At 56.3% G+C, this 16103-nt stretch carries 11 protein-coding genes, 2 tRNA genes and 3 rRNA genes; 10 read left to right on the top strand and 6 right to left on the bottom strand.

Translation table 11 applies throughout. The features are described from left to right. Positions 1 to 13 precede the first annotated feature (13 nt). Positions 14 to 205 carry a DUF1289 domain-containing protein gene (locus UF78_RS12745; RefSeq protein WP_045162589.1) on the top strand — a complete coding sequence of 64 codons (192 nt, stop codon included), beginning with the start codon at positions 14 to 16 and terminating at the stop codon, positions 203 to 205. Here UF78_RS12745 and UF78_RS12740 read toward each other — a convergent pair whose 3' ends face one another. After that, positions 206 to 1069, bottom strand: coding sequence for a MurR/RpiR family transcriptional regulator (locus UF78_RS12740; protein ID WP_045162588.1), 864 nt, complete (start codon positions 1067 to 1069; stop codon positions 206 to 208). It abuts the gene before it with no gap. A gap of 152 nt (positions 1070 to 1221) precedes the next feature. Here UF78_RS12740 and zwf point away from each other — a divergent pair, with 152 nt between their 5' ends. From zwf to rluB, 4 genes are all read left to right on the top strand, one after another. Then, positions 1222 to 2691, top strand: a complete 1470-nt coding sequence (zwf, locus tag UF78_RS12735; protein WP_045162671.1) for a glucose-6-phosphate dehydrogenase — start codon at positions 1222 to 1224, stop codon at positions 2689 to 2691. Beyond that, positions 2678 to 3391 carry a 6-phosphogluconolactonase gene (pgl, locus tag UF78_RS12730; RefSeq protein ID WP_045162587.1) on the top strand — a complete coding sequence of 238 codons (714 nt, stop codon included), beginning with the start codon at positions 2678 to 2680 and terminating at the stop codon, positions 3389 to 3391. Before zwf ends, pgl begins: the two co-directional genes overlap by 14 nt. Before the next feature lie 16 nt (positions 3392 to 3407). After that, positions 3408 to 4058, top strand: coding sequence for a bifunctional 4-hydroxy-2-oxoglutarate aldolase/2-dehydro-3-deoxy-phosphogluconate aldolase (locus UF78_RS12725; protein WP_045162586.1), 651 nt, complete (start codon positions 3408 to 3410; stop codon positions 4056 to 4058). Positions 4059 to 4191: 133 nt separating this feature from the next. Then, the gene (gene rluB / locus UF78_RS12720) at positions 4192 to 5325 is read left to right on the top strand and encodes a 23S rRNA pseudouridine(2605) synthase RluB (RefSeq protein ID WP_045162585.1); all 1134 of its coding nucleotides are present in this window, start codon (positions 4192 to 4194) and stop codon (positions 5323 to 5325) included. A 78-nt stretch (positions 5326 to 5403) separates the two neighbouring features. Here the strand turns inward: rluB and UF78_RS12715 are convergent, their stop codons facing one another. The 5 genes from UF78_RS12715 to UF78_RS12695 form a co-directional block, all read right to left on the bottom strand. Beyond that, entirely contained in the window at positions 5404 to 6333 is a 930-nt protein-coding gene (locus tag UF78_RS12715) for a GGDEF domain-containing protein (protein ID WP_045162584.1), read from the bottom strand. Positions 6334 to 6539: 206 nt separating this feature from the next. After that, the gene (locus tag UF78_RS12710; protein WP_045162583.1) at positions 6540 to 7280 is read right to left on the bottom strand and encodes a YciK family oxidoreductase; all 741 of its coding nucleotides are present in this window, start codon (positions 7278 to 7280) and stop codon (positions 6540 to 6542) included. A gap of 66 nt (positions 7281 to 7346) precedes the next feature. Then, a complete protein-coding gene (mupP, locus tag UF78_RS12705; RefSeq protein WP_045162582.1) occupies positions 7347 to 8018 on the bottom strand; it encodes an N-acetylmuramic acid 6-phosphate phosphatase MupP in 672 nt (223 codons plus the stop codon). Beyond that, a complete protein-coding gene (gene ubiG, locus UF78_RS12700) occupies positions 8018 to 8716 on the bottom strand; it encodes a bifunctional 2-polyprenyl-6-hydroxyphenol methylase/3-demethylubiquinol 3-O-methyltransferase UbiG (protein WP_045162581.1) in 699 nt (232 codons plus the stop codon). The genes mupP and ubiG overlap by 1 nt, the downstream gene beginning before the upstream one ends. 138 nt (positions 8717 to 8854) lie before the next feature. Next, positions 8855 to 10195, bottom strand: coding sequence for a TRZ/ATZ family hydrolase (locus UF78_RS12695; RefSeq protein WP_423831476.1), 1341 nt, complete (start codon positions 10193 to 10195; stop codon positions 8855 to 8857). Between the two features lie 705 nt (positions 10196 to 10900). On the opposite strand from UF78_RS12695, the gene UF78_RS12690 reads away from it, so the two are divergent. From UF78_RS12690 to rrf, 5 genes are all read left to right on the top strand, one after another. Beyond that, positions 10901 to 12437: ribosomal RNA gene (locus UF78_RS12690) — 16S ribosomal RNA — on the top strand. Positions 12438 to 12528: 91 nt separating this feature from the next. Next, positions 12529 to 12605, top strand: a tRNA-Ile gene (locus tag UF78_RS12685). A gap of 30 nt (positions 12606 to 12635) precedes the next feature. Beyond that, a tRNA-Ala gene (locus tag UF78_RS12680) sits at positions 12636 to 12711 on the top strand. 249 nt (positions 12712 to 12960) lie between these two features. Then, positions 12961 to 15851 (top strand): 23S ribosomal RNA (locus tag UF78_RS12675). Between the two features lie 154 nt (positions 15852 to 16005). Then, a 5S ribosomal RNA gene (gene rrf, locus UF78_RS12670) occupies positions 16006 to 16103 on the top strand; the annotation flags it as partial.

Below are 16103 nucleotides of genomic sequence, written 5' to 3'. Positions count from 1 at the left end.
ATCGGAGGTGGTTTTGGGCGACAAGGCGAAGAATCCGTGCGTCAGCATTTGCAAGCTCAAGGACGACGTCTGCATCGGCTGCGGTCGCAGCCGGGACGAGATGAAGGCCTGGAAGAGCATGAAGAACAAGGAGCGCAAGGTGGTCAACGCGCTAGCCGTCGGGCGGCTGAAGGCGTTGAACAAAGCGCGGAAGAAAAAGCAGTGATCAGCTTTCTTCGGCCGGATAGCGGGTGGCCATCAGGCTCTCCTTGATTTTGCGCAGATGTGGTTGGAAATCGACCCCACGCCGCAGGGTGACACCGGCTGCCAGCGCGTCGAGCACGGTCAACTGGATGATCCGCGAGGTCATCGGCATATAAATGTCCGTGTCTTCCGGCAAGGGTATGTCTAGGCTCAGCGTGCAAACTTTGGCCAATGGCGAGTCGGCAGCGGTCAGTCCCAGAACGGAAGCTCCGTTGTCACGCGCAATCGACGCGGCCTCCACCAGCTCGCGCGTGCGACCGGTGTAGGAGATGATTACGAACAGATCGCCGGTATGCGCTACGGACGCCAGCATCCTTTGCATGAGCACGTCGCTATGAGCCGTCACCGGTAGGTTGAATCGAAAGAACTTGTGCTGGGCATCCAGTGCTACCGATGCGGACGCACCAAGGCCGAAGAAATGGATCTGCCGCGCCTGGATCATCAGGTCCACGGCATGGCTGATGACTTGTGGATCGATCGCCTGACAAGCGCTGTCTAGTGATGCGATGGCGCTGCCGAAGATCTTTCGTGTGTAGGCCTCGGGGCCATCATCCGCCTCTACCGCACGGCTGACATAGGCTGCGCCACTCGCCAGGCTCTGGGCCAGCTGGATCTTGAGCACCGGATAACCGGCGGCGCCGAACGACCGGCAGAAACGATTGACCGTCGGCTCACTGACCTTCGCCGCTTGTGCCAGCGCCGCAATGCTATAGCGAGTGGCCTGTTGCGGGTCGCTCAGTATCACCTCGGCGACCTTCCTTTCCGCTTTGTTCAGCTCGTCGAGCCGATTTTTTATCTGTTCCAAGAGATTTTTCATGCGATCCATGTCTCTTCTTTCAAGGGGCCGTGCTCGCGGCGGCTGTGAGATGCCATCCAGAGCGCAAAAAAAACAGGTTATGTTGTTTTAATAACAACATTATGCGCTTAAACTGCGCTAACGAATCTGTCATGCAGCTTAATTTGGTTAGTATAAAAAACATGCCTGCTATTACTGTTGACGCGACCACCTTTGCTTTGTTCGGCGCTCTGGGCGATTTGGCACTGCGCAAGCTGTTTCCCGCACTTTACCAGCTAGACCGAGCGGGGCTCCTTCATAGCGATACGCGCATATTGGCGCTTTCGCGGGATAAAGGAGAGCCTGCCGTCCATCTGGAGCGGATCGATCAGGCATTGCGACGGTACATCCCTGCCGCGCAACTGGACGAAACGGCGCTCGCGCGCTTTCAGACGCGGCTGGAATACTTCACGATGGATTTCCGCGACGCACATGATTATGCGGCGCTGGCTGAGGCGGTGTCGTCTGACATGCCCTTGATTGCGTATTTCGCCACGCCTGCCTCGGTTTACGGTTCGATCTGCGAACACCTCGCTGCGGTCGGATTGGCCGAGCAGACCCGCGTCGTGCTGGAAAAACCCATCGGACACGATCTTGAATCCTCGCGCGTGGTCAATGACGCGGTCGCAAAGTACTTTCCCGAAACCCGGATTTACCGGATCGACCACTACCTTGGCAAGGAGACGGTACAGAACCTGATCGCACTGCGCTTCGCCAACAGCCTGTTCGAGACTCAGTGGAATCAGCACCACATTTCTCACGTCGAGATTACCGTCGCCGAGACGGTCGGCATCGAAGGGCGATGGGGGTATTTCGATCAGGCCGGACAGCTGCGCGACATGATCCAGAACCATCTGCTGCAGCTGTTGTGCCTGATCGCGATGGATCCGCCGAGCGACCTCACCGCCGACAGCATTCGCGACGAGAAGGTCAAGGTACTCAAGGCGCTGGCACCGATCACGCCGGAACGCCTCGGTCAGCAGGTAGTGCGCGGCCAGTATGTGGCTGGTTCGGTCGGCGGCAAGGCGGTTCCAGGGTATTTGGAGGAGGAAAACTCCAACGCCGAAAGTAGCACCGAGACCTTCGTCGCGCTGCGTGCCGATATCTGTAACTGGCGCTGGTCGGGCGTGCCGTTCTATCTGCGTACCGGGAAACGCATGGCCGAAAAGGTCTCGCAGATCGTCATCCATTTCAAAGAGCCACCATTTTATATTTTCGCGCCTGAGCAGCGTTCGCTGATCAGCAACCGGCTGATCATCCGCTTGCAGCCGGACGAGGGCATCTCGCTGCAGGTGATGACCAAGGAGCAGGGGCTCGACAAGGGCATGCACCTTCGCAGTGGGCCGCTGCAGCTCAACTTCTCCGAGACCTACAAGAGCTCGCGCATTCCCGATGCCTATGAGCGCCTGCTGTTGGAGGTGATGCAGGGCAATCAGAATCTGTTCGTGCGCAAAGACGAAATCGAATACGCCTGGAAATGGTGTGACCAGCTCATCGATGGCTGGTCGCGCCTCGGTGACGCACCGAAGCCCTATCCCGCCGGGTCATGGGGGCCGGTCGCGTCCATCGCCTTGATCACTCGTGATGGGAGGTCTTGGTATGGCGATCTCTGAACTTGAACTGCCTTCGGGCGTAGTTGCACATAGCCTCGCTGATCCCGATCAGATGGCCCGGGCGTTGGCTGATCGGGTCGCCGAGGCGCTGAGCTACGCTGTAGCGACTCATGGCTGTGCCAGCCTGGTGGTGTCTGGCGGCCGCAGCCCCATCGCCTTTCTAGAGGTATTGTCGACTTGCCCACTGGACTGGGCGAAGGTGCAGGTGAGTCTCGCTGACGAGCGGTGGGTCGATGTCAACGATGCCGACAGCAACGAAGGGCTGGTTCGCCGCCATTTGTTGCAGAATGCCGCAGCCGATGCGCAACTGCTCGGTCTGTATCAGCCGGCCGAAACACTTGAGCAGGCCGCTCGGCTGGCTAGCCACCGATTGGATGATCTGCACCAGCCCATTGATGTACTGGTGCTCGGTATGGGCAACGACGGTCATACCGCTTCGTTGTTTCCGAACAGTCCATTGCTGGCCCAAGGGCTCGATCCAGATGGGGCAGCCCATTGCCTGCCGATGCAAGCACCTGTCAGCCCGGAACAGCGCATCAGCATGACCTATTCATTGCTGGCCACCGCGCGGGTTCAGTGCCTGGCCATCCAAGGGCCGGCCAAGCTGGAAACCCTGCGTCAGGCAATGCAGCTCGAAACCTTGCAGATGCCCATCCGCGCATTTCTGCATTCCCCGTTAGAGATCTACTGGTGCCCGTGAGGCCCGAGGACTTTCCATGACCATGGACCAGAAAAACGCACTGATCGAAAAGATCTGTACCGAAGCCCGAATCCTTCCAGTCATCACCATAGGCAGCGAGGAGCAGATCTTGCCGTTGGCCGATGCACTCGCCGCGGGCGGCCTGAAGGCGTTGGAGATCACGCTGCGCTCGGCACACGGCCTCACTGCCATCCGTCGCCTGCGTGAAGAGCGGCCTGAACTCTGTGTGGGCGCAGGCACGGTGCTAGACAAGCGGATGATGGACGAAGTCGAGGCAGCAGGCGCGCAATTCATCGTCTCGCCGGGTTGCACGGATGAGTTGTTGCAAGCGGGCGTGAACAGCTCGGTGCCGTTGTTGGCTGGCATTAGCAATGCGTCGGACATCATGCGCGGCTACGCACTCGGCTACCGCCGTTTTAAGCTTTTCCCAGCCGAGGTATGCGGTGGTGTTGCGGCAATCAAGGCACTCGGTGGACCCTTCGGTGATGTTCGCTTCTGCCCGACTGGGGGCGTCAATGCGAGCAACGCGGCGCAATACCTGGCATTGCCCAACGTGATGTGCGTTGGCGGAACCTGGATGATTGACGGCGCGGCACTGAAGAACGGTGACTGGGCAGCGATTCAGCAAGCGACGGCTGACGCACTGGCGGCGCTGGATAAACGCTGAGCCTGTAATCACCTGGCGCGCCGCTCTGCGCGCACCTTGGTTCGGGCTGCTAACCTTCCTAGTGCTTTGGTGAGCCGGGCCGCGTATAGTGCGCGGCCTTTCTATCGGAACTGCCACACCGGGAGGTGCCCAGATGACCGAACACGACGATGAAACCCCTCATATTGCCCACGGCGAAAAGCTGCAGAAGGTCCTGGCCAGAATTGGCCTGGCTTCGCGCCGCGACGTGGAGAACTGGATTGCCGCTGGCCGGGTCAAGGTCAACGGCGCCGTAGCGACGCTGGGTCAGCGCGTCGATCTGCATGATGCGATCGCGGTCGATGGTCGCTTGCTCAAGCGCGAAGAAGCCGCTGAAGTGGTTCGCCGTGTCCTGATCTACAACAAGCCGGATGGCGAGATTTGCACTCGTGATGACCCAGAGGGTCGCCCGACGGTTTTTGATCGCCTGCCCCGTCCGAAAGAAGGGCGCTGGATCAATATCGGTCGTCTCGATATCAATACGACCGGCCTGCTGCTATTCACCACTGACGGCGAGCTGGCCAATCGCCTGATGCATCCGTCCTATGAGATGGACCGTGAGTACGCAGTGCGCGTGCGTGGTGAAGTCGACGACGAGATGATCGAGCGCCTGAAAACGGGCGTCATGCTTGAAGACGGGCCGGCGCGGTTCACCGATATTCAGCAAGCGCCCGGTGGGGAAGGCTTCAATCATTGGTACCACTGCGTGGTGATGGAGGGGCGCAACCGCGAGGTGCGCCGTCTTTGGGAGTCTCAAGGTCTCGTCGTCAGCCGGTTGAAGCGTGTGCGCTTCGGGCCGGTGTTCATGACTTCGGACCTGCCTATGGGGCGCTGGCGCGAGATGTCTCAGAGCGAAGTCGACATCCTCAGCGAGGAGGTGGGGCTCAAGCCGGTGGCGCTACCGGGGATGAAAGCGAAGACCAAGGAGAAGCTCGACCGTATGCAGCGCAAGGTGGCCAAGCCTATCGGACGCGCCGAGCGCCGCCCCAGGGTTCTGCGCTCGGCTCATGAAGCGGATGCATCGAGTGGTGGCAATAACGGTCGTCGTACGCGCAACGATCAGCCGGCGCGCAAACCGCGTGACGCCGATGAACGCAGCAAACCGAGTCGCGGCACACCCGTGGCGGAGCGGCCGAGTACTGTTGGGCGCAATCGCGGCAAACCGTCTCCCGCCAAGCGCAATGGACCGCCGGCCTCTGAAGGGCAGCGTCCTGGCTTCGGACGCGGTGATCGCTCCAAACGTCCTTGAGCTATGGATGCAAGCTAAATGAGAAGGGCGGGGCCATAATGGCCCCGCCCTTTTTTTCGCCAGCCATTCGAGCGAATGCTATACCGAGGCCGCGCACATTCGATTGCGTCCGTCGCGTTTGGCTTGATACAGCGCCTGATCGGCCCGACGCAGAAGCGCTTCCTGCGACTCGGATGATTGATAAGTGGCGCAGCCAAGGCTAGCCGACAACCGGACCTGCTTTTCCCCAACGAGAAAACACAGGTTCTGGATGGCGGCTCTGATTCGCTCGGCTACAACAGCGGCCGCCTCAAGCCCGGTGTTGGATAACACCAGAACAAACTCTTCGCCGCCAAAACGAAAAACCATGTCCACGTTGCGCAGCTGCTCTTTAAGCAAGAGGGCGGTCGCTTTCAATGCGGCGTCTCCCGCCTGGTGTCCGTGGGTGTCGTTAAGGGTCTTGAAATGATCCATGTCCAACATGATGACTGACATGGCCTGATCATGGCGTCGGGACAGCTCAATTTCCCGAGCCAGGTTTTGCTCCAGGGCCATGCGGTTCCCCGCGCCCGTCAGCGAATCTTTGAGCGAGGCCTGAAGGGCATGCCGGTAGAGCAGAGCATTGCGCAATGGAAAGAGCATGCAGTTAACAGCGCTTTCGAGCTGCTCCAGCGCCAACGTGGATAACTGATATTGGCTGAACAGGCGGAGCTCGCCGAGAGAGTCGGCTTGGTTGGACAGCGAATAGTTCACGACGAATCCCTCGGCTTCGCCAAACTGAAGGTTGGAGTCAGTGCCGACATGGCGATAGGACAGGCCGCGCAACGGGACCAGGTTGCAGACTTCGTCAAAAAAGAACCCCAATAACCTGTCAATCTCCAAGCTGGTCTGCAGGCGTGATGCCAGATTACGTAACAGCTCGGAAAGGTCGAGCTGACGTATCGATAGCGGCTTGTTGAAATTGACCTCCAGACGCCGGACGCGAGCGGTCTCGATATCGGTGGTATTGTCCTGCTTCTCTGGCAGCATAAAGTGAACCTCGAACGCAATTGGCGCTGGTAGAGGTTCTAAAGCGAATTTAATGCCAGTTCAAGGATGTCTTTTCGTATCAAAGACTTAGCGTAATTTTTTCTGGCGTTACGGCAAAGAGTTGCCAGCGGAACGGCGGAGTGATGCCAATATGACATGCCCACCGTTACGAAGTGCCGAAAAACAGGCGCTTTGGATGGTGTAAGTTACTGAGCGTTCAACGCCTGGCCGTTGATGCCCGTGCTGTCTGGCCCCATCAGATAGAGATAGATCGGCATGATATCTGCCGGTAGCGGGTTGACCGCCGGATTTTCCCCTGGGTAAGCCTTTGCGCGCATGTCCGTACGAGTCGCGCCCGGATTGACGCTATTGCTGCGCACGGATGCGGTGCCATCAAGTTCATCAGCCAACACCTGCATCAACCCTTCGGTCGCGAACTTCGATACGGCATAACCGCCCCAATAGGCGCGGCCTTTCCGCCCAACGCTGCTCGAGGTGAAAACAACCGAGGCGTCGTTCGACAATTTGAGCAGGGGGAGCAGACTACTGGTGAGCATGAAGGCAGCGTTAACGTTCACCTGCATGACTCGCATGAAGTTGTCGCCGGACAACTGTTCGATCGGCGTGCGCGGGCCGACGATGCCTGCATTGTGCAGCAAGCCATCGAGTCGCCCGAACTCTCGCTCGACGGTCGCTGCTAGTTCGTCGTACTGGTGTGGTAGGGCGGTTTCCAGGTTGAATGGTATGACCGCCGGCTGCGGCCCGCCGGCGGCTTCGATCTCGTCGTATACCCTGTTGAGGTTGTCCTCGTTCTTGCCCAGCAGCAGGACGGTCGCACCGTGCGCGGCGTAGGCTTTGGCGGCGGCTTCGCCAATCCCGCGGCCTGCGCCGGTGACCATGATGATCCTATTCCTGAGCAGGTCGGGGCGGGCCGAGTATTTGAACATCTGAAGCCTCATGTAATCGTGGGTGACACCCACCGGGTGTTATCAATAAAGTGGCCGGGCGACGAGTCAGCTATTCCCGGTCGTACGATGCAGCAAGGCAAGCAATTCAAGGGGATGATCAACGACCATGTCCGCTCCCCAGGTATCCGGGTCGTCATCGGGGTGGACATACCCATAACGCACCGCTGCCGTACGGCTCCCTGCTGCGCGTCCGGACTCGATGTCGCGTAAATCGTCACCCACGAACAGCACGGTCGAGGGGTCGAGATCTAGTTGGCTGCATGCCAGCAACATTGGTTCCGGGTCGGGTTTGCTCTTGCTGACGTGGTCGGGGCAGACCAGCACGGCAGAGCGCGAAGCGAGGCCCAGCTGATGCATGATCGGCTCGGCGAAGCGCAACGGCTTATTGGTAACCACCCCCCAGATAAGATTTGTCTTTTCGATCTCGACCAGTAACTCCTCCATACCCTCATACAGGCGGCTTTCGACGGCACAGTGCTCCTGATAGCGGTCCAGGAATTCGAGCCGCAGCACTTCGAACTCATCAGACAGGGGATCGACATCAAAGGCGCTGAGCACCATAGCCCGAGCTCCGCCCGAAACGACGTCGCGGACCTGCTGGTCCGGAACGCGATCAAGGCCGCGTGCCAGACGCATGGCCTGTGCGACAGCGATGAAATCCGGCGCGGTGTCCAGCAGCGTGCCGTCCATATCGAATAACACTGCACGCAGACGCATCAGGCCTCCCGAAGCGTCTGGAGCATGTAGTTCACATCCACATCCGGCGACAGCTTGTAATGTTTCGTCAATGGGTTATATGTCAGGCCGATAATGTCCTGGACTGCAAGCCCGACCTCGCGGCTCCATGCGCCGAGCTCCGATGGGCGAATGAACTTACGAAAGTCGTGGGTGCCCCGCGGCAGTAGTTGCAGAAGATACTCGGCACCTACAATGGCGAATGCATAGGCTTTCGGGTTGCGGTTGATGGTTGAAAAGAACACTTGCCCGCCAGGTTTCACCATCTTGTGACAAGCGCGAATAACGGAGGCTGGATCGGGAACATGCTCAAGCATCTCCAGGCAGGTCACGACATCGAATTGCTCTGGTGACTCTTCGGCCAGCGCCTCGGCAGTAATTTGTCGATAGTCGATTTCCAGGCCGGACTCGAGCAAATGCAGTCGTGCAACGGACAGAGGGGCTTCGCCCATGTCGATCCCAGTCACTGTAGCGCCGCGCTGGGCCATGGCTTCACTGAGAATTCCACCGCCGCAGCCCACGTCCAAAACCTTCTTGCCGGCTAGCGAGACATGCTCGTCGATCCAGTTGACCCGAAGCGGATTGATCTCGTGCAGCGGCTTGAACTCACTTTCCCGGTCCCACCAGCGGTGAGCCAGGGCTTCGAATTTGGCGATTTCGGCGTGGTCGACGTTGCTCATGATCCGTTCCGTTTGAAAGCTTGAGGGAGAAGCTTGAGCTGCAAATGCTCATGTTGCCACCTTCTGTCAGACGAAGAGGCTTTGGTGAAGCGCTTCGTGTACGTCAGTTTGTCGCAGCACCGCATGAGCGGTGCTCGTTTAATGCTTAGCGCCGATCTTCTCCCCCCAAGCCTTGGCTGTGGCAATTAGGTGCTCTTCATCCATACGGATCAGTCGACGATCATCGACCAACTGCTTGCCGCCCACCCATACATGGCGTACGCAATCTCGACCGCTGGAATAGATCAGTTGGGAGACAGGGTCGTAGACGGGCTGTTGCGCAAGGCCTGATAGATCGAATGCCACCATGTCTGCGAATTTTCCTATCTCCAGTGATCCGGTGTGATCGTCCAGTCCGAGAGCGCGAGCGCCATTGAGCGTTGCCATGCGTAACGCGCGATGGGCATCGAGAGCCGTCGCCGATCCTGCGACGGCTTTGGCAAGCAGCGCGGCGGTACGGGTTTCGCCCAGCAAGTCGAGGTCGTTATTGCTGGCTGCGCCGTCGGTCCCTATGCCGACATTGATTCCGGCCTCCCAGAGGCGTTCGACTGGGCAAAAGCCGCTGGCTAGTTTCAAATTGGACTCAGGGCAGTGAATGACGCTGCAATTGTGTTCAACCAGCAAGGCGATATCTTCGTCATCGATCTGGGTCATGTGGACGGCTTGAAAACGTGGGCCTAAAAGCTGCATGCGGGCCAGCCGAGCCAGTGGGCGTTCGCCATGCTTGCTCAGTGACTCTTCTACCTCGTGCGCTGTTTCATGGACGTGCATATGAATGCCGATGTCCATTTCCGCGACAAGGGTTCGAATGTTTTCCAGCGTGCCGTTTGCCACCGAGTAGGGTGCATGTGGACCGAATGCGATACTCAGGCGAGGATGATGCTTGAGGTCGTCGTACAGCGCGACGCCTTTGCGAAGCGCTTCGTTGGCGTCGCGCGCGCCTGGGATAGGGAAGTCCAGCACTGGGATCGCTATCTGTGCACGAATGCCGTGCTTGTGCACGAGCTGACTGACTACGTCTGGGAAGAAATACATGTCAGAAAAACAGGTGACACCGCTTTGAAGCAGCTCCGCGATCGCCAACTCGCTTCCGGCTTGTACGAATGCCTCGTCTACCCACCTGCTTTCCGCTGGCCAAATGTGCTCGCGCAGCCACGTCATCAGTGGCAGGTCGTCGGCCAGTCCGCGAAACAAGGTCATGGCGGCGTGCCCATGAGCATTGACAAGCCCTGGGGCCAGGAGCATTCCGGTGAGGTCCCGTGTTTCGCGGGCAATGTATTGGACTGCCTCCTCGCGAGGCGCTATCAGCACGATGCGGCCGTCACGGATGCCTAATGCATGGTTCTTCAGGACAACACCGGCTGGCTCGACCGGGACGAGCCAAGTTGGAAGCAGCAATAGGTCGAGCGGATCGGCAGGTGTATGCGGCATTTGGGTCATCGATTGATCTAAAGAAGGGCCCAGTGTAAAGCCTGTCGAAGGTACTTTGAAGGAAGCCGGAGGAAACTCTACCGTCGGCAAACTGGGCAGGCCTATCTATATGCACGTACGTAGCCATTTGCCCCGTAGAGAAAACTGAAAACAACCGTTGACGTGGTTTTGTGAGTGCCTATAATGCGCACCTTCTCCGGCGCAGGCTTTTGGCGAAACGTCTTGTAAATCAAGAAGTTAGCTAAAATAAAGGCTTGCACGGAAGGCGGATTCGAGTAGAATGCGCCGGGCTGACAGGGTGGAGGTTGAGTCCTGTTGGCAGCTTCGGTCGGGTTGATCGGAGGCGGTTGAAAGAGGTGGTTGACAGCGGTTTTGGACGCTGTATGATTCGCCTCCCGCTGACGAGAGACGCGAGATTGATCGGAAGCGCAAGCGGTTGAGAAGAAAGAAAAACTTCTTCAAAAACAGCTTGACGAGAAACAAGGCTGCTGTAGAATGCGCGGCCTCGGTTGAGACGAAAGACTTGATCGAAACGCTCTTTAACAACTGAATCAAGCAATTCGTGTGGGTGCTTGTGAGGTAAGACTGATGGTCAGCAAGATTATCAGCATCACAATGTACTCAACGAGAAATCATTGAGTGCTCTTCTTTTAGGAGAAGAGATTTGCGATTGCTGAGCCAAGTTTAGGGTTTTCTCAAAACCCAAGCAGTATTGAACTGAAGAGTTTGATCATGGCTCAGATTGAACGCTGGCGGCAGGCCTAACACATGCAAGTCGAGCGGATGAAGGGAGCTTGCTCCCTGATTCAGCGGCGGACGGGTGAGTAATGCCTAGGAATCTGCCTGGTAGTGGGGGACAACGTTTCGAAAGGAACGCTAATACCGCATACGTCCTACGGGAGAAAGCAGGGGACCTTCGGGCCTTGCGCTATCAGATGAGCCTAGGTCGGATTAGCTAGTTGGTGAGGTAATGGCTCACCAAGGCGACGATCCGTAACTGGTCTGAGAGGATGATCAGTCACACTGGAACTGAGACACGGTCCAGACTCCTACGGGAGGCAGCAGTGGGGAATATTGGACAATGGGCGAAAGCCTGATCCAGCCATGCCGCGTGTGTGAAGAAGGTCTTCGGATTGTAAAGCACTTTAAGTTGGGAGGAAGGGCAGTAAGCTAATACCTTGCTGTTTTGACGTTACCGACAGAATAAGCACCGGCTAACTTCGTGCCAGCAGCCGCGGTAATACGAAGGGTGCAAGCGTTAATCGGAATTACTGGGCGTAAAGCGCGCGTAGGTGGTTTGTTAAGTTGGATGTGAAAGCCCCGGGCTCAACCTGGGAACTGCATCCAAAACTGGCAAGCTAGAGTATGGCAGAGGGTGGTGGAATTTCCTGTGTAGCGGTGAAATGCGTAGATATAGGAAGGAACACCAGTGGCGAAGGCGACCACCTGGGCTAATACTGACACTGAGGTGCGAAAGCGTGGGGAGCAAACAGGATTAGATACCCTGGTAGTCCACGCCGTAAACGATGTCGACTAGCCGTTGGGATCCTTGAGATCTTAGTGGCGCAGCTAACGCATTAAGTCGACCGCCTGGGGAGTACGGCCGCAAGGTTAAAACTCAAATGAATTGACGGGGGCCCGCACAAGCGGTGGAGCATGTGGTTTAATTCGAAGCAACGCGAAGAACCTTACCAGGCCTTGACATGCAGAGAACCTTCCAGAGATGGAGGGGTGCCTTCGGGAGCTCTGACACAGGTGCTGCATGGCTGTCGTCAGCTCGTGTCGTGAGATGTTGGGTTAAGTCCCGTAACGAGCGCAACCCTTGTCCTTAGTTACCAGCACGTAATGGTGGGCACTCTAAGGAGACTGCCGGTGACAAACCGGAGGAAGGTGGGGATGACGTCAAGTCATCATGGCCCTTACGGCCTGGGCTACACACGTGCTACAATGGTCGGTACAAAGGGTTGCCAAGCCGCGAGGTGGAGCTAATCCCATAAAACCGATCGTAGTCCGGATCGCAGTCTGCAACTCGACTGCGTGAAGTCGGAATCGCTAGTAATCGTGAATCAGAATGTCACGGTGAATACGTTCCCGGGCCTTGTACACACCGCCCGTCACACCATGGGAGTGGGTTGCTCCAGAAGTAGCTAGTCTAACCTTCGGGGGGACGGTTACCACGGAGTGATTCATGACTGGGGTGAAGTCGTAACAAGGTAGCCGTAGGGGAACCTGCGGCTGGATCACCTCCTTAATCGAAGACTTCAGCTTCTTCATAAGTTCCCACACGAATTGCTTGATTCACTAGCGAAAAGCGATTGGGTTTCGACCCGAGAGAGACGATTGGGTCTGTAGCTCAGTTGGTTAGAGCGCACCCCTGATAAGGGTGAGGTCGGCAGTTCGAATCTGCCCAGACCCACCAATTGTCATGGGATGTGGCCGATCTGTAGATGGGGCCATAGCTCAGCTGGGAGAGCGCCTGCTTTGCACGCAGGAGGTCAGCGGTTCGATCCCGCTTGGCTCCACCATTAACTCGATAATCGCTGAAAGCACAGAAATGAATGCGCTCTTTGAGTGTATTGATTTCTGGTCTTTGCGCCAGTAACTGTTCTTTAAAAATTTGGGTATGTGATAGAAGTAGATTTGGGTAATTACTTTCACTGGTGATTATTCAAGTCAAGGTAAAATTTGCGAGTTGCTCGAGAGAGCGAAATGCGGATTTTCGGCGAATGTCGTCTTCACGTTATAGACAGTAACCAGATTGCTTGGGGTTATATGGTCAAGTGAAGAAGCGCATACGGTGGATGCCTTGGCAGTCAGAGGCGATGAAAGACGTGGTAGCCTGCGAAAAGCTTCGGGGAGTCGGCAAACAGACTGTGATCCGGAGATGTCTGAATGGGGGAACCCAGCCATCATAAGATGGTTATCACACACTGAATACATAGGTGTGTGAGGCGAACCAGGGGAACTGAAACATCTAAGTACCCTGAGGAAAAGAAATCAACCGAGATTCCCTTAGTAGTGGCGAGCGAACGGGGACTAGCCCTTAAGCTTCTTTGATTTTAGCGGAACGCTCTGGAAAGTGCGGCCATAGTGGGTGATAGCCCTGTACGCGAAAGGATCTTAGAAGTGAAATCGAGTAGGACGGAGCACGAGAAACTTTGTCTGAATATGGGGGGACCATCCTCCAAGGCTAAATACTACTGACTGACCGATAGTGAACTAGTACCGTGAGGGAAAGGCGAAAAGAACCCCGGAGAGGGGAGTGAAATAGATCCTGAAACCGTATGCGTACAAGCAGTGGGAGCCTACTTTGTTAGGTGACTGCGTACCTTTTGTATAATGGGTCAGCGACTTATTTTCAGTGGCGAGCTTAACCGAATAGGGGAGGCGTAGCGAAAGCGAGTCTTAATAGGGCGTCTAGTCGCTGGGAATAGACCCGAAACCGGGCGATCTATCCATGGGCAGGTTGAAGGTTGGGTAACACTAACTGGAGGACCGAACCGACTACCGTTGAAAAGTTAGCGGATGACCTGTGGATCGGAGTGAAAGGCTAATCAAGCTCGGAGATAGCTGGTTCTCCTCGAAAGCTATTTAGGTAGCGCCTCGTGTATCACTGCTGGGGGTAGAGCACTGTTTCGGCTAGGGGGTCATCCCGACTTACCAAACCGATGCAAACTCCGAATACCAGCAAGTGTCAGCACGGGAGACACACGGCGGGTGCTAACGTCCGTCGTGAAAAGGGAAACAACCCAGACCGTCAGCTAAGGTCCCAAAATCCTGGTTAAGTGGGAAACGATGTGGGAAGGCTCAGACAGCTAGGAGGTTGGCTTAGAAGCAGCCACCCTTTAAAGAAAGCGTAATAGCTCACTAGTCGAGTCGGCCTGCGCGGAAGATGTAACGGGGCTCAAACCAGGTACCGAAGCTACGGGTTCAACGTAAGTTGAGCGGTAGAGGAGCGTTCTGTAAGCCTGTGAAGGTGAGTTGAGAAGCTTGCTGGAGGTATCAGAAGTGCGAATGCTGACATGAGTAACGACAATGCGAGTGAAAAACTCGCACGCCGAAAGACCAAGGGTTCCTGCGCAACGTTAATCGACGCAGGGTGAGTCGGTCCCTAAGGCGAGGCTGAAGAGCGTAGTCGATGGGAAACGGGTTAATATTCCCGTACTTCTAGTTACTGCGATGGGGGGACGGAGAAGGCTAGGCCAGCTTGGCGTTGGTTGTCCAAGTTTAAGGTGGTAGGCAGAGGTCTTAGGTAAATCCGGGATCTTAATGCCGAGAACTGATGACGATCCTTCTTTTAGAAGGAGAAGTGGTTGATGCCATGCTTCCAGGAAAAGCCTCTAAGCTTCAGGTAACTAGGAACCGTACCCCAAACCGACACAGGTGGTTGGGTAGAGAATACCAAGGCGCTTGAGAGAACTCGGGTGAAGGAACTAGGCAAAATGGCACCGTAACTTCGGGAGAAGGTGCGCCGGTGAGGGTGAAGGGTTTACCCCGTAAGCTCATGCCGGTCGAAGATACCAGGCCGCTGCGACTGTTTATTAAAAACACAGCACTCTGCAAACACGAAAGTGGACGTATAGGGTGTGACGCCTGCCCGGTGCCGGAAGGTTAATTGATGGGGTTAGCGCAAGCGAAGCTCTTGATCGAAGCCCCGGTAAACGGCGGCCGTAACTATAACGGTCCTAAGGTAGCGAAATTCCTTGTCGGGTAAGTTCCGACCTGCACGAATGGCGTAACGATGGCGGCGCTGTCTCCACCCGAGACTCAGTGAAATTGAAATCGCTGTGAAGATGCAGTGTATCCGCGGCTAGACGGAAAGACCCCGTGAACCTTTACTATAGCTTTGCACTGGACTTTGAATTTGCTTGTGTAGGATAGGTGGGAGGCTTTGAAGCGTGGACGCCAGTTCGCGTGGAGCCAACCTTGAAATACCACCCTGGCAACTTTGAGGTTCTAACTCTGGTCCGTTATCCGGATCGAGGACAGTGTATGGTGGGTAGTTTGACTGGGGCGGTCTCCTCCTAAAGAGTAACGGAGGAGTACGAAGGTGCGCTCAGACCGGTCGGAAATCGGTCGTAGAGTATAAAGGCAAAAGCGCGCTTGACTGCGAGACAGACACGTCGAGCAGGTACGAAAGTAGGTCTTAGTGATCCGGTGGTTCTGTATGGAAGGGCCATCGCTCAACGGATAAAAGGTACTCCGGGGATAACAGGCTGATACCGCCCAAGAGTTCATATCGACGGCGGTGTTTGGCACCTCGATGTCGGCTCATCACATCCTGGGGCTGAAGCCGGTCCCAAGGGTATGGCTGTTCGCCATTTAAAGTGGTACGCGAGCTGGGTTTAGAACGTCGTGAGACAGTTCGGTCCCTATCTGCCGTGGACGTTTGAGATTTGAGAGGGGCTGCTCCTAGTACGAGAGGACCGGAGTGGACGAACCTCTGGTGTTCCGGTTGTCACGCCAGTGGCATTGCCGGGTAGCTATGTTCGGAAGAGATAACCGCTGAAAGCATCTAAGCGGGAAACTTGCCTCAAGATGAGATCTCACTGGAGCCTTGAGCTCCCTGAAGGGCCGTCGAAGACTACGACGTTGATAGGTGGGGTGTGTAAGCGCTGTGAGGCGTTGAGCTAACCCATACTAATTGCCCGTGAGGCTTGACCATATAACACCCAAACAATTTGATGTTTGCGTGTCAGACGGTTGAAGTCGACAAACAAACCGAAAAGACGCATCGCTCGCAAGCGAAACCAATACAGCAACACCATCACATACCCAATTAGGGGAAGCGACTGAACACCGACTCCCCAACCGAATTGCTTGACGACCATAGAGCGTTGGAACCACCTGATCCCATCCCGAACTCAGAAGTGAAACGACGCATCGCCGATGGTAGTGTGGGGTCTCCCCATGTGAG

Source organism: Stutzerimonas stutzeri (assembly GCF_000952685.1).
Classification (GTDB): Bacteria; Pseudomonadota; Gammaproteobacteria; order Pseudomonadales; family Pseudomonadaceae; genus Stutzerimonas; species Stutzerimonas stutzeri_E.
This window is presented reverse-complemented; position numbering and strand designations above follow the sequence as displayed.

Bases quoted from the DNA above. Each gene is read 5' to 3' on its own strand.
- UF78_RS12740 (WP_045162588.1), bottom strand. From the start codon at position 1,069: ATGGATCGCATGAAAAATCTCTTGGAACAGATAAAAAATCGGCTCGAC.
- zwf (WP_045162671.1), top strand. From the start codon at position 1,222: ATGCCTGCTATTACTGTTGACGCGACCACCTTTGCTTTGTTCGGCGCT.
- pgl (WP_045162587.1), top strand. From the start codon at position 2,678: ATGGCGATCTCTGAACTTGAACTGCCTTCGGGCGTAGTTGCACATAGC.
- UF78_RS12725 (WP_045162586.1), top strand. From the start codon at position 3,408: ATGACCATGGACCAGAAAAACGCACTGATCGAAAAGATCTGTACCGAA.
- rluB (WP_045162585.1), top strand. From the start codon at position 4,192: ATGACCGAACACGACGATGAAACCCCTCATATTGCCCACGGCGAAAAG.
- UF78_RS12715 (WP_045162584.1), bottom strand. From the start codon at position 6,333: ATGCTGCCAGAGAAGCAGGACAATACCACCGATATCGAGACCGCTCGC.
- UF78_RS12710 (WP_045162583.1), bottom strand. From the start codon at position 7,280: ATGTTCAAATACTCGGCCCGCCCCGACCTGCTCAGGAATAGGATCATC.
- mupP (WP_045162582.1), bottom strand. From the start codon at position 8,018: ATGCGTCTGCGTGCAGTGTTATTCGATATGGACGGCACGCTGCTGGAC.
- ubiG (WP_045162581.1), bottom strand. From the start codon at position 8,716: ATGAGCAACGTCGACCACGCCGAAATCGCCAAATTCGAAGCCCTGGCT.
- UF78_RS12695 (WP_423831476.1), bottom strand. From the start codon at position 10,195: ATGACCCAAATGCCGCATACACCTGCCGATCCGCTCGACCTATTGCTG.